This is a genomic window from Amycolatopsis sp. lyj-108 (genome assembly GCF_046549005.1).
Lineage (GTDB): Bacteria > Actinomycetota > Actinomycetes > Mycobacteriales > Pseudonocardiaceae > Amycolatopsis.
This window is the reverse complement of sequence record NZ_JAJPWQ010000001.1, coordinates 161059-173827: the sequence shown is the minus strand read 5'-3', so window position 1 is coordinate 173827 and position 12769 is coordinate 161059. Positions and strand designations below refer to the sequence as shown.

At 67.2% G+C, this 12769-nt stretch carries 11 protein-coding genes; 5 read left to right on the top strand and 6 right to left on the bottom strand.

Translation table 11 applies throughout. The features are described from left to right. Positions 1-263: 263 nt before the first annotated feature. Genes ACLJO0_RS00855 through ACLJO0_RS00845 form a run of 3 tightly spaced genes read left to right on the top strand, consistent with a single transcriptional unit; the run spans position 264 to position 2582 of the window. On the top strand, positions 264-914 hold the full coding sequence (locus ACLJO0_RS00855) for a hypothetical protein (RefSeq protein ID WP_410576150.1): 651 nt from the start codon (positions 264-266) through the stop codon (positions 912-914). Between the two features lie 19 nt (positions 915-933). Beyond that, positions 934-1584, top strand: coding sequence for an SDR family oxidoreductase (locus ACLJO0_RS00850; RefSeq protein ID WP_410576149.1), 651 nt, complete (start codon positions 934-936; stop codon positions 1582-1584). Positions 1585-1634: 50 nt separating this feature from the next. Then, positions 1635-2582: a ribose-phosphate diphosphokinase gene (locus ACLJO0_RS00845; RefSeq protein ID WP_410576148.1), complete on the top strand. Its 948-nt coding sequence runs from the start codon at positions 1635-1637 to the stop codon at positions 2580-2582. Here the strand turns inward: ACLJO0_RS00845 and ACLJO0_RS00840 are convergent. Next, a complete protein-coding gene (locus ACLJO0_RS00840; protein ID WP_410576147.1) occupies positions 2579-3883 on the bottom strand; it encodes a D-arabinono-1,4-lactone oxidase in 1305 nt (434 codons plus the stop codon). The two genes, ACLJO0_RS00845 and ACLJO0_RS00840, sit on opposite strands and share 4 nt — an antisense overlap. Positions 3884-3970: 87 nt before the next feature. Between ACLJO0_RS00840 and ACLJO0_RS00835 the strand changes: the two genes are divergently transcribed. Next, positions 3971-5155, top strand: a complete 1185-nt coding sequence (locus tag ACLJO0_RS00835; protein ID WP_410576146.1) for an amino acid deaminase/aldolase — start codon at positions 3971-3973, stop codon at positions 5153-5155. Between the two features lie 313 nt (positions 5156-5468). Then, positions 5469-7073, top strand: a complete 1605-nt coding sequence (locus ACLJO0_RS00830) for a recombinase family protein (RefSeq protein ID WP_410576145.1) — start codon at positions 5469-5471, stop codon at positions 7071-7073. Positions 7074-7132: 59 nt separating this feature from the next. Here ACLJO0_RS00830 and ACLJO0_RS00825 read toward each other — a convergent pair whose 3' ends face one another. The 5 genes from ACLJO0_RS00825 to ACLJO0_RS00805 all read right to left on the bottom strand — a co-directional run bounded on the left by ACLJO0_RS00825 (position 7133) and on the right by ACLJO0_RS00805 (position 12594). Further along, on the bottom strand, positions 7133-7381 hold the full coding sequence (locus tag ACLJO0_RS00825; protein ID WP_410576144.1) for a hypothetical protein: 249 nt from the start codon (positions 7379-7381) through the stop codon (positions 7133-7135). 89 nt (positions 7382-7470) lie between these two features. Next, on the bottom strand, positions 7471-7737 hold the full coding sequence (locus tag ACLJO0_RS00820) for a hypothetical protein (RefSeq protein ID WP_410576143.1): 267 nt from the start codon (positions 7735-7737) through the stop codon (positions 7471-7473). Between the two features lie 130 nt (positions 7738-7867). Next, positions 7868-9721, bottom strand: coding sequence for an AAA family ATPase (locus ACLJO0_RS00815; RefSeq protein ID WP_410576142.1), 1854 nt, complete (start codon positions 9719-9721; stop codon positions 7868-7870). A gap of 275 nt (positions 9722-9996) precedes the next feature. Then, entirely contained in the window at positions 9997-10275 is a 279-nt protein-coding gene (locus ACLJO0_RS00810) for a hypothetical protein (protein ID WP_410576141.1), read from the bottom strand. An 894-nt stretch (positions 10276-11169) separates the two neighbouring features. Further along, complete coding sequence (locus tag ACLJO0_RS00805) at positions 11170-12594, bottom strand: XRE family transcriptional regulator (RefSeq protein ID WP_410576140.1); 1425 nt, start codon at positions 12592-12594, stop codon at positions 11170-11172. Between the last annotated feature and the right edge of the window lie 175 nt (positions 12595-12769).

Genomic DNA, 12769 nt, shown 5'->3' with positions numbered 1-12769 from the left:
AGCGGTCATCGCATACCGGTGACCGTTCGGAGACGCCGGGTAACACCACTTACCTCGCCCTCACTCGGTTGGCGGCACGGTCGGACTGAAGTCCGATGACCGCCTACCGACCGGTCACCGATGACAAGGCGCCGCCGATCGCAGCCACTCCCGTTGTCCGGCGCCGCCGCCTTCCTGCCCTGTTAGACAGTTCATGTGCCGCTTCCACCGAGGTGGCACGGGATGAAGAGCCCTTGGGAAACCAGGTTCGAAGGAGGCGGAACGTGGCGGCTACACCGAACATGGAGAGCTCGACGGTCGCCGGTGGCGCGAAGCGCAGCCGGTCACTGCCGAGCCGGGTGGTGCCGCCGATCGAACTGCCCGCGAGCGTCGAGGAGCTTTCGCGCAAGGCGGCGGCCCTGCTCGGCTGGAACGGCATCGTCTTGCCGGAGACCACCGTGCTCGGCCGCAAGATCTGCGTGGTCGCCCGGCTCCGCACCGACGTGCACGCGGAGCGCATCGCGATGGGCATGGATCCCGTCGTCGATCGCGCCACCGTCGACACCTGGACTTGGCCAGAGCTGGCCGCGACCGCACCCGCGCCGGCCGCCGAGATCATCGGCGTCCTCGCGGTCGCCCGGCACTGGCGCACCGCGATGGCCTCCGCGGTCCCGTTCGCACGTTACGGCGAGGCCGCGATGGTTCTCCCATCGCCAGCCGTACTGACGGAAGACTACGTCGGCAACTGCCTGCCGCGTGCCCGCGCCTACGGGCTCGGCATCGTCTCCGCCGACCCCAACGCGGTGACCGACCTCGACCTCGAGGGGCACAACGAGCGCATGATCCTGGACGAGGACCCGGTCTCGCGCCTGGTCAACGAGATCGTCTACGACCAGCTGCTGCGCGGCACCGAGCTCCCTGCCGAAGTGGACTGAACGCGCTACCGTCGGGCGTATGCGAGTCGTCATTGCGGGTGGACACGGACAGATCGCGCTGAAGCTGGAGAAACTCCTGGCCGAGCGCGGTGATCAAGCGGTGGGGATCGTACGCAATCCCGACCACGTCGCCGACCTGGAAGCGGTCGGCGCCGAAGCCGTCGTCCTCGACCTGGAAAAGTCCGATGTGGACGCCGTCGCCAAGGCGCTCGACGGCGCCGACGCCGCCATCTTCTCCGCCGGGGCGGGCCCCGGGAGCGGCACCGCTCGCAAGGACACTGTGGACAGAGCCGCCGCGGAACTCTTCGCGGCGGCCTCCGAGCGCGCGGGCGTGCGACGGCACATCCAGGTCGGCTCCATGGGCGCCGACAAATGGGAGACCGCGGACGTACCGGACGATTTCCGGATCTACCTCAAGGCCAAGAAAGCGGCCGAAGACGATCTGCGCGCCCGCGATCTCGACTGGACGATCCTTCGACCAGGGCAGCTCACCAACGACGAGGGAACCGGCAAGGTCCTGATCGCCGAATCCACCGGACGCGGACCCATTCCCCGGCAGGACGTCGCCGCGATCCTCGTCGCGCTGCTCGACAATCCGGCGACGGCGGGACGCGTCCTCGAGGCGATCTCGGGTGATACTGCTATCTCTCAGGCCTTTTCCGCTTTGTGAAACCATAGTGTGTGGACGTAATCCGTCTTTTGACTGAACGGAGTAAGTCCTTGCGCGAGGACATCGCGGTCTTCAGTGGCAGCGCACATCCCGAGCTCGCCGAAGAGATCTGCGCTCATCTCGGTATCCCGCTGCATCCGGTGAAGGTGCAGCGGTTCGCCAACGACTGCCTCGAAGTGCAGCTCGAAGCGAACTGCCGCGAGCGCGACGTCTTCCTGATCCAGCCGCTGGTGCGGCCGGTGCAGGAACACCTCGTCGAACTGCTGCTGATGCTGGACGCCGCGCGGGGCGCGTCGGCGAAACGGATCACCGTCGTCATGCCGCACTATTCGTACGCCCGATCGGACAAGAAGGACGCGCCGCGGATCTCGATCGGCGGCCGTCTCGTCGCCGACCTGATGGCGACCGCGGGCGCCGATCGCGTCCTCGCGATGACCCTGCATTCGCCGCAGGTGCACGGCTTCTTCAGCGTCCCGGTCGATCACCTGCACGCGTTGCAGGAGCTGGCCAAGCACTTCCGCCAGTACGACCTCTCCGCGACCACCGTGGTCTCGCCGGATCTCGGCAACGCCAAGGAGGCCGCGCATTTCGCCCGGCTGCTCGGTGTTCAGGTCGCCGCCGGCGCGAAGCAGCGCTTCGCCGACGACAGGGTCGAGATCAGCTCGGTGATCGGCGAGGTCACCGGCCGCGACGTGATCGTCCTCGACGACGAGATCGCCAAGGGCAGCACGGTGATCGAGCTGCTCGGCAAGCTCCGGGAACTGAAGCCACGCTCGATCCGCGTCGCCTGCACGCACGGCCTCTTCTCCAGCGGCGCGCTCGAACGGATCGGCAGCCAGCCCGACGTGCTGGAGGTCGTCTGCACGAACACGGTGCCGATCCCCCCGGAGGAGCAGAGCCCGAAGCTGCAGGTCCTTTCGATCGCGCCCGCGCTGGCGGAGGCGATGCGGAGGATCCACAACGGCGAGTCGGTCAGCGCGTTGTTCGAAACCGCCTAAGCGGTGCCGAGGACCCGGTCGAGGTAGGTGTTCGTGAAGACCCCGGCCGGGTCCACCTCCTTGCGGATCCGCAGGAAGTCGTCGAACCGCGGGTACCGCGAGCGCAGCGTCGCGGCGTCGAGGTCGTGCATCTTGCCCCAGTGCGGGCGGCCGCCGACCTCGCCGACGATCGACGCGAATCCGGCGAAGTACTCGCGGTAGGGCATGCCGACGAACTGGTGGATCGCGATGTAGGCGGAGTCGCGGCCGTTCGCGGTCGAGAGCCAGATGTCGTCCGCGGCGGCGACGCGCACCTCGACCGGGAACGCGACCGGATTCTCCAGCTTCGGGACGAAAGCGCGGAGTTCGGCGAAGACGTCGTGCAGTGCTTCGCGGGGGATCGCGAACTCCGACTCGACGAACCGCACACCGCGATGGGTCACGAAGACGCGATGCGAAGTGTCGCTGTACTCGCGGGCGGAGAGGATGTTCGAGGCGAACCGGCCGAGCGGCTGGACGAGTTTCGGCACCGCGCGGCCGAGTCGGCAAAGCCCGCCGAACGCGACGTTCTCCGTCACCTCGTAGTCGATGAACTCCTTCACCTTGGTCAGCGGACGGCGTTCGCTGCCTGCCGGAAGCCGGTTGTTGCGTTTGACCAGGGCGTTCTTGCCATACGGGAACCAGTAGAACTCGAAGTGGTCGTTCTCGTCGGCGAACTGGTCGAAGCCTTCGAGGACCTGTTCGAGTGGTTCCGGCCGCTCCTGGGCGGAGAGCAGGAAGGACGGTTCACACTGCAGCGTGACCGTGCTGATGACGCCGAGCGCGCCGAGGCCGACTCTCGCGGCGGCGAAGAGATCGGGGCGCTCGTCCGCCGAACAGGTGACCACGGTGCCGTCGGCGAGCACGAGTTCGAGCGCGGCGATCTGGGTGGCGATGCCGCCGAGCCGGGCGCCGGTGCCGTGGGTGCCGGTGGAGATCGCGCCCGCGACGGTCTGCGCGTCGATGTCGCCGAGGTTGGTCATCGCCAGGCCCAGCGCGTCGAGTTCCGCGTTGAGCTGCTTGAGCGTGGTGCCCGAACGGACCGTGACCAGGCCTTTCGCGACGTCAGCGGACGCGACGCCGGTCCAGCCGGTGAGATCCATGGCGTCCGAATCCGCCGCGGCGATCGCCGTGAAGGAGTGACCGCTGCCCAGCGGGCGCAGGCGCCGTCCGTCCGCGGCGGACCGGCCGATCGCCTCGGCGATCGCGTCCGTGTCGCGCGGCCGGTGCACGCGCAGCGACGACGCCGTCGCGGTGCCGGCCCAGTTGCTCCACCGTGTCATGCGCCCACCTAACTCTCGTCTGTGAGTGCCGAAACAGTAAGTGAATAGTATTCGCGTTTCAAGCCCTTCTGTCGTACCTTAGTTCGGGTGACCAGTGCGACGGTGTACGACTTGGCGACGAAGGACCTGGATCCTCCGTTCGCGGTTGTCGACTTGGATGCGTTCGACGCGAACGGCGCCGACCTGCTGCGGCGGGGAGGCGGCAAGCCGATCCGCGTGGTCAGCAAGTCCGTGCGCTGCCGGTACCTGCTCGAACGAGTGCTCGCGCGGCCCGGCTTCGAAGGCCTCATGTGCTACTCGCTCGCTGAAGCCGTCTGGCATGTCGAGCAGGGGACGTCCGACGACATCGTCGTCGCGTACCCGACCGCCGATCACGGCGCGCTGCGACGGCTGGCGGCGAACGACCGGGCACGGGCGGCGATCTCGATCATGGTCGATTCGCCCGAGCATCTCGATCTGGTCGATGCCGCGCTGGGTCAGGGGCACCCCGAAATCCGCGTCTGCCTGGAGCTCGACGCTTCGTGGCGGCCGCTGCCAGGGGTACACGTCGGCACCCGGCGCTCGCCGGTGTTCAGTCCGCGGCAGGCCGCGGACCTGGCGCGGACCATCTTGTCCCGCAAGGGTTTCCGGCTCGTCGGGATGATGGCGTACGAAGGCCAGATCGCCGGGCTCGGCGATGCGGCAGGCAGCGGCGTCAAGAACTCGCTCATCGGCTGGATGCAGCGGAAGTCCATTGTGGAAATCGCGAAACGCCGCGCGGCCGCGGTCCGCGCTGTCCGGGCCTTGGCGGATCTGGAGTTCGTCAACGGTGGCGGCAGCGGCAGCGTGGAATCGACCGGCGCCGAAGCGGCCGTCACCGAAATCGCTGCGGGCTCGGGGCTGATCGGACCGACGCTCTTCGACGGCTACGCGCACTTCTCGCCGCGTCCGGCCGCGATGTTCGCGCTCCCCGTCGTCCGCCGCCCGGCACCTAAGGTCGCGACGCTCTTCTCCGGCGGCTACATCGCTTCAGGCCCCGCGGAGTCTTCGCGGCTCCCGACGCCTTACCTGCCCGAAGGCCTCTCGCTGCTCGGATTCGAGGGCGCCGGCGAAGTCCAAACCCCCGTGTCCGGCGAAGCCGCCCGGCACCTGCGCCTCGGCGACCGCGTCTGGCTGCGCCACGCGAAAGCAGGCGAACTCGCCGAACGCTTCACGCACTACCACGTCGTCGTCGGCGACCGCGTCGACCGAACCGTCCCCACCTACCGAGGCGAGTCCCAAAACTTCGGCTGATCCCGCGCGACCCCACCCCCCACCCATCCCTGGGGGGCGCGCCCCGCACCAGCGTATCGGGAGGGGGTGTCGGGGAGGGCGGTTCCGCAGGGTGAGGGGCGAGGTTGTCCACAACTGTGGGTGGGTGTGGACAACTTATGTGGACAAGTCGGTAAGGCCAGGTCAGCGTGGGTGGCGACGTGGTTGTTGGGGGTCGTGTGACTAGTGGGGCATGGGATCCGGGCGTCGGTGGACACGAATGGAGCAAGGGGGATCCGCCGGTGACGCGAAGGTGCCCTTGGGGAGTCGGGTTTTCTAGACATACCGTCAGGTCATGGTTACTCTTGATGACGACATGCCCACCTCTAGCGACGGAAGGACCCCGGTTTACGACTCGTACGCGCGGCTTTCGCGAGTACCGGAGACGGGCGAGCTAGAGAAGATCGAAACCCAGCACGAGGACAACGCAACCGCTATCAAGCGGCGCGGCGGCGTGGTTGGGGAACCTCTCGATGATGGTCTTTCAGCGTGGAAGAAGGGCGCGCGCCGCCCCGGCTGGGAAAAGCTCCTAAAGCGGATTCAGGCCGGGGTGGTCGACGGGCTCTGTGTCTGGCACTTGGACAGGCTTTTCCGGCAGCCTAAGGACCTGGAAAAGCTGGTGGAGTTGGCCACGGCGGGTTTCAAGATCATGTCCGCGCACGGCACGCGTGACATCTCCAACCCCGACGATCTGTTTATTCTGCGTATCGAGGTCGCGCACGCTGCCCGCTCTTCGGATGACACCAGCCGCAGGATTAAGAGGCGGTTTAAGACGTTCCGGTCCCAGGGCCGTATCACCGGAGGTATGCGCCGGTTGGGGTTCGGCGGGTGGGATCTTCACGAGCGTGGCCCGAACGGTGAGCGCGTGCCCGTGCCGGATGCGGTGGTGGAGCATGAGCGCGCCATGCTCCGCGAAGCGGCCAAGTTGCTGCTTGCGGGCAAGTCACAAGAGGACATCGCAAAAAGGTGGAACGCGATCGGGTTCTATCAGGTGACCGGTCGGGAGTGGATCCCGAAAACGGTCTCGGCCACCATGCAACGGGAATCCCTGGGTGGGTGGATCGTGCATGACGGGGTGATCATGGGACGCATCGATGAGCCCGACCACATCCTCGACCCCAACACCTATGACCGGTTGCAAGCTCTTTTCAAGGGCCGTAAGCGGGGCCGCCAGTCGGGCACGGTGGGCCGGAAATACGTCGGCACGGGGATTCTTCGGTGTGTGTGCGGGGTGAAGATGTCCGCGCACACCCAGAGCCCGAAGACCTACCCCGACGGAACCGTTCGCGCTACCTACTATTGCGCGAAGTCGCGCCGGGGATGCGGGAAGGTGTACGCGGACATGCGCGGCACTGACGAGGCGTTGATGGTGTTCACGGTGCGCCGGTTGTCTGACCCTAAGTTCGCGTCGGCTCTCGCGTCGGCACGCGAGCAGGTGTCGGACGAACTCGCTCATGTGGAAACCGAACTGACAGTGTGCCGACAGCTCAAAGAAGCCTTGGCGGACAAGCTCGGACGTCGAAAGATGACCCTTGCGGAGTGGGAAGCGGCGAGCGAACCCCTAGCCGAACAGATCACGGACCTAGAGAGGCGGCGCGCGGAGTTGTCCAACGGGGCGAGCGAGGGCGAGCCGATCAAACCCGAAACCAAGGAAGTTCTCATGGATCGGTGGCTATCCAACGGCCCGGACGTCAAACGCGCCATGTTGGTACAAGCGTTGGAGCGGTCGCGGGTGGTGGTGTTCCCGAACGAGAAAAAGGGGAAGCGGGTGTTTGACTCCGAGCGGGTACGGATCATCCCGCCTGAGGACGCCAACCCGCTCACGCTCGTACGCGGCACCGGAGCCCCAAAGAATACGGGCGAGGTTGCCGAAGCGGTCGCACTTCCCGAAGCCGCTTAGGCAGCACCACACAGTGAGGGGCGCTCCCGATGGGGAGCGCCCCTCACTGCGTCTGCCGGTTAGTCGGTGGATCGTTGTTGGTCTAGCTCGCGGAAGATGAGCCCTAGCGCCGCGATGGCGTCCGGGCTCATCGGTGGCATCTTCGCGCACTGGCGGCCCCAATAAACCCAGGCTTGCCGGGAGATCCCCGGTGGCGGTTCGTCGTCATCCTCGACCGGTTCACGCGGTGCGGGGATACGCGGCGCGTCATCCGGCGCGCGTGTGGGCTCGCGCTCGTTCTCGTTCTCCTTCCTGTCGTTGTTGGTCATACATGGCGTCCTCCTTTCATTGTGGTGTAAGGGTTTTTAGTTATGGGTGGTGTGCCCGCGTGGTGAGCGGGCACACCACCGGAGGCGGGCTAGCTGAACACGCTGACAATCGACAGCGTCAACTGCCGCACGATCTCCACGACGGTGCCCGCGATGTTCTTGCCCATCGGGGTGGCTCCGAGCAGGCAGCCGACCACGAACCCAAGAAACGCCGTTCCGAGCCTGTGTCGCTTGTGCTTGACCAGATAGAGCACGAGCACGATCAGCCCGAGCGTGATCAACATGGTCGTGCTCGCGCCTGCCGGGGCCGCTTGGGCCAGGTGTGCCGTCTCGGCCTGAATCAGGGGATGAGGCATATTTTCACCCCCTTTCGCCCCGCGCCTCTACCGGCGCTAATCCACTGGTAGAGGGCGGTTTTTGGGGGTCTACGGGTAGTGCCTGCCGGGTCTACCGGGTAGAGCCGGGTAGAGCCCCTAGCGAGCCGGGTCATGGGCGCTCACCTGCCCGCCACGCCCGCCACGCGGCGGAGATCTCCGCGCGCACGTATCCGTTGCGGTTCACCCCGTCAACCTTGACCCCGGTGGGGGTGATCTCCAGCGGGCGTAGCACGCTCGCGAGGGTTTCCGGGGTCCACTCGCGATAGCGAGTGTCGAGCGTGGCGAGCCGCGTCAAGAGATCCACGGTGTGCAGCCGGGGCAGATTGTCGAACACACCGAGGATGTCCACGACGGCGCGCCCGTCGATCACCGGCGCGTCTTCGGGCTCGTCCTCCATCACTGCCAGGCGGGCAGCGGCTGCGATGGTGTCAGCGTCGAGCACCGGCAGGCCGTGCGCTGCGCGTTCGGCACCCACGCGCGCGGCGTGGTCGCGGTCTACGGTGCGGATTTTCGATACCAGCGGGTCACGCGAGCCCGGCGCAAAGATAAACGCCTTGCCCGCGTCCTCAGGGATAGCGAGCCGATCAGGTCGCCAGCCTTCCGCTAGACGGGTCGGCCCGAGAACCTGCGGCACGTCTACGTTGCGGGCGGCGAGCATGATCCGCACCGCAACCGACGAGGCGATAGCAGCCCCGAGCGCGTCCGTGGTTGCCTCGTGCGAGGCCAGCACGATTGAAACCCTGGCTTTACGCCCGACTCGCAACAGTCGCACCGCAAGAGCTTTGGCCCGATCCGACAGCAACGGGAATTCGTCGATGACCAGCACGAGCGCGGGCCGGTCCGGGCTTGGCTGCCACGCGTCACCCATCCCCAATTCATGGAGCAAGCTAGGGCGGGCCAGCGCGTACGCCAGCGCGTAGGTGAGCAGCCGTTCGATATCGCGGGGGCTGCGGGCTCGCCGGTCGACCGCCTCCCCAAAAATGTCGAGGCCCGCTCCGGCGGGGTCGAGATCCCACACCAGCACATCACCACAGGCGGTGAGCGCGTCCACCAGCGCGCGCAGCGCCGTGGTCTTGCCCGCGCCGGGGACACCGATCACCACCACATGCGCGCCCTCGACGGTCACCGCTAGATCGGTGCCGTCCATCCGGCGCGCGATCACCAACGGGCGGGTGATCGAGGCCGAACCGGGCGCGCGGTAGTCCACCGGGGGCAACCCAGCGAACGGGTCACGAATCGCGAGCCGTAGATCGACGCGGGCGCGGCGCGTGTGGGCGGGGGTGGCCATCACACCCCCAGCGGGCAAGTCCAAGACCGTTTCTAGGTCGGTGAGCTTGTCGAGGAGATCGGCGGGCGTGCCTTTGGCGAGGATGACCGCGACATGCCACCCCCACGGTTCACGCCGCACCGCCTCAGTCCCGCGTAGTCGCACACCTTCAGCGGTGACCGCGCGGGCGACTGCGTCGGCGGCTTCGGCGCGGGTGTGCGCGTCCGCGATCGGAAACGGCGCGCCTTTCGCCTTGTCGACTTCGGCCGTGGTGCGCTCCTCGCGTCGAGTCGCGAACCGTCCGACCACCGCGAAAACCGCCACCACTAGCGCACCCGCCAGCGGCCACACCAGCGGGCCGCGTTGGGCAGCCCAGCCGGCCAACATCAGCCAGCCAAGCACCCCGATCACGGCGGCACCGATGAGGCGGCGCGCGATGGTGCGCCGCCGCTCGCGCCGTAGTTTCGCCACCGTCAGCGCTTGCCGGTTCTCGGCGGCTTCGGCGATCACCCCGGCGTACTCGACGGACGCGGCGAGGTAGGCGGCCAGGCGCGGCCCCATCCAGCGGGCACCGGTGGCCGCGTCACGCCAGAGCGGACCCCAGCAATACCGCCAGCCGCCAGCGACCGCGCCCGCCGCAATCCTCGGTGCCGTGCGGGTGATCCACCCGAGCGCGTCGAGCGCCTGCTGTCGCATATGGACAGACCACACCCGACGCACCAACCGCCACACCCGCCGCGCAAAAATTGCGGTTTGTGTTGCGGTGCAACGGGTAGCGCGCCCAACGTGGTAAGCCGCGGTGGTGGTGGTGGCGTGGGCCGCCATACGTGCCCACGCCACCACCGCTCGCCCCGCCGCTACCGCGCAGGGGTTAGCCGCTATCGATCCCGCGACCGCGAGAAATATCCGGGATAGGAGCGCGCCGAGCACGCGCCACCAACCCGCCACAAGCCTTATGAGGTAACGAAAATTCATTCATTGTCGCCACGCTTCCCACCCCGGCGGGGGTCGCGCGGCTTCGGGATCGGACGGAAGGTATCCGGCTGCTTCGTCTCGATCAGCGGGCGTTCTGCCCGCCAGGTGTCCGGGTCCTGCGGTGCCGGGTGGTGTCGGTCGTACGCCGCTGCCGTCTCTGCCTGCTCGATGTAGGCGCGTACCACCGCCACCAGCGCGGTCAGCTCGCGGTCAAGCTCCCGGTAGAGCCATGCGCTACCGATCGGGTTGTTCATGAAATCGGGCAGAAGCTCCATGAGTCCCGCCGCGTGGACGAACCTTTCGTACAGGTCCTCCCACCTCTGCCAATCTCCTGATGTCGTCAAATTCGATAACTTCCTTTCATAGTTGGATTTTTTGTGTTGATCACCTGCTTTTCTTGCTCGCCCGCTTTCGCCTCGCGGCGTGGCGGGGTGGTTCCTCTGTTGTCACGGCGTGCGCATCGAGGATCGCTCGTTGTGTGACGCCGAGATAACAGACAGCACGCGCACAGTTACGGTTCCGTGTACCTGATCATTGGGAGATGCGGCACACACGGCTAACAAGTGGGCGTTCCACGGGTGGGTTACACCCGCCGCCTGACTTACCGCGCAGCGTGTATCAGGTGCCGCGTTGATCGACACGGTGAGCCCGTGCCTCTGCTCTGTTGAGTTGTCACGTGCTCACCTCCTCGTGTCGGGGACCGCTGCGGCGAGGTCTAAACCTCTCGCGGTCTGTTACTAGTGTGCGGCGCAGGGTGATCGCAGCGCCATCATGTTGCCCGTGACAAGCCGCACGAGTGGCGCGGGTGCCCAGTGACAGGCGTTTACCTCACCGCGCGGTGACCGATCCGGCCCTGCCAGCCCGCCGCGTTGGCCTAGCGCTACGGCATTCGTGCCGGACCTGCTCACACATCGTGCGAGTAGGGGTCTTTTCGATCATTGATCGGCACGAATGCCAAACACAATTGGGCCATCGGCGACACGCCCCCTTGACATACCGCTGCTCCGATCACCCCGTTGTGATGCCCGGCGGGCGTGTTCGCCACTTGGGCCTTCTACGGTGTAGACACGAAACACCGTTACGGTTACCGCACGCGACGAAGCCCGAAGATGAAAGCGGCCTCGACGGGGTGCCGTCGAGGCCGCCTCTTGACAAGGAACTGAGCGCGGTTAGGTGGCTTGGTGGTGGTCGCGGCGGGCGGTGGTGATGTCGGCGACCAGCTGCCGCGCGTCGGCGCTCTTGGGGTAGAGCGCGGCGGCCTGGCTGATCCAGGCGAGCCGATCAGTCAGCCGCTGCGAGTGCAGGCCCGCCACGGCAGGCAGCGCCTCGCGTGCGGCGGCAAGTCCTGCGGCGGGGTCGCCCGCGCGGAGGGTGTTCGCCGCGACCGCCACGAGATCACTGGTGCGTGAGCGGGTGTCGGACTCCGGGCGTGCCTCGCGTGAGCGGGTCGCGTACTCAAGGGCTTGTTCGGCGTGGGCGCGGTCATGGGACGCCAGAGCATTGAAGGTCATGCCAGTGATGCCGTCGATTTCAGCGGGTCCCATGAACGCCAACCACGACGGCGACTGTGCCGGGTCCTGTTCGCGGGCGAGGGTGTCCCCGGCACGGGCGAGCATTTCGGCGGCCTGCTTCGGCATGGCCAGTTCGGCATAGGCCCATCCGGCGTTGAGGGTCAGCAACGCGGCGGCGCGCGGGGAGTGCGCGTCATCAGCGGACGCTTGCCCCAGCTGAAAAATCTTGAGCGCTCCGTTGGGGTCCTGGTCGTGCAGCAGCACCCGCCCGGCCTGGAAAAGGACCTTGGCCGCCAGGTCAGGCCGCCCGGCTTCCTTGGCCAAAACTAAGCCGTTGGCGAAATGGTGCTTGGCGGTGTCGTGGTCTCCCGCGTCGAAACTCGCCCACCCCGCGACCGAGTGCAGATCCGCCAGCGCGGTCACCACCCGCGCCCGCACTTGATCGGTTGCGGTGGGCGCGTCGAGCAGGCTCACCGCCCAGTTCAGGTGTCCGGTCACCGCCGAGCGGACCGCGCCCCCGCCAAGGGCGTCATCCTGCGCCCGGTAGAACACCACCGAGTTCTCTAGTGCCACGGCGTCGGCCGCGCCGAGCTGCCCCACGGCGGCCGGGCTGGTCGAGCGGATCCGGATGCGGTCCCACTCGCTCGCCGACAGTCCTACCAGCGCCGCTTGTGCGGCCAAGGCGATAAACGCGCGTCGCTCCACCTCGGAACCTCCTTCACCCCCCACGCCACCAGTGCCCAACCAGGATGAAGCGCCGCCCCGCCCGGGCGCTAGCCATTGACCGCGCGCGGGATCAGCTCCCGGCGCGTACGCGAGCCCCATGTATCCACGCGGGATCTGAAGACCGGTCGCGATGCGCGAGAGAACCTCATATGCCATGACGACCCGGCCCCGCACGATGTCGGAGACCTCCGGTTGGGACTGCCCGGTCAAGGACGCGATACGGCGTTGACTGACCCCACATGCTTTGAGCAGCCGAAACACGGCCGCGATGTCGCGCGCGGCGAGCGCGGCGCGCATCCGCGGCCCCTCCCACACCTGCGGATCGGGCGGTCCCTGCTCGTAGATCGTCGCGCCCATCGCTTAGCCCCTCGCCCGGCTCGGTCTAGACGTAAACAGTTGGACTCACCAGCCCATAGTAAACGCGACGCGACGCGGTGTAGAGCACAACGGCGCCCGGTGATAGGCGCGGACGATATGCCCGACCTATCACCGGGCTACGCCACCCGGGTGAGCCGGCGGGATGCCGGCGATC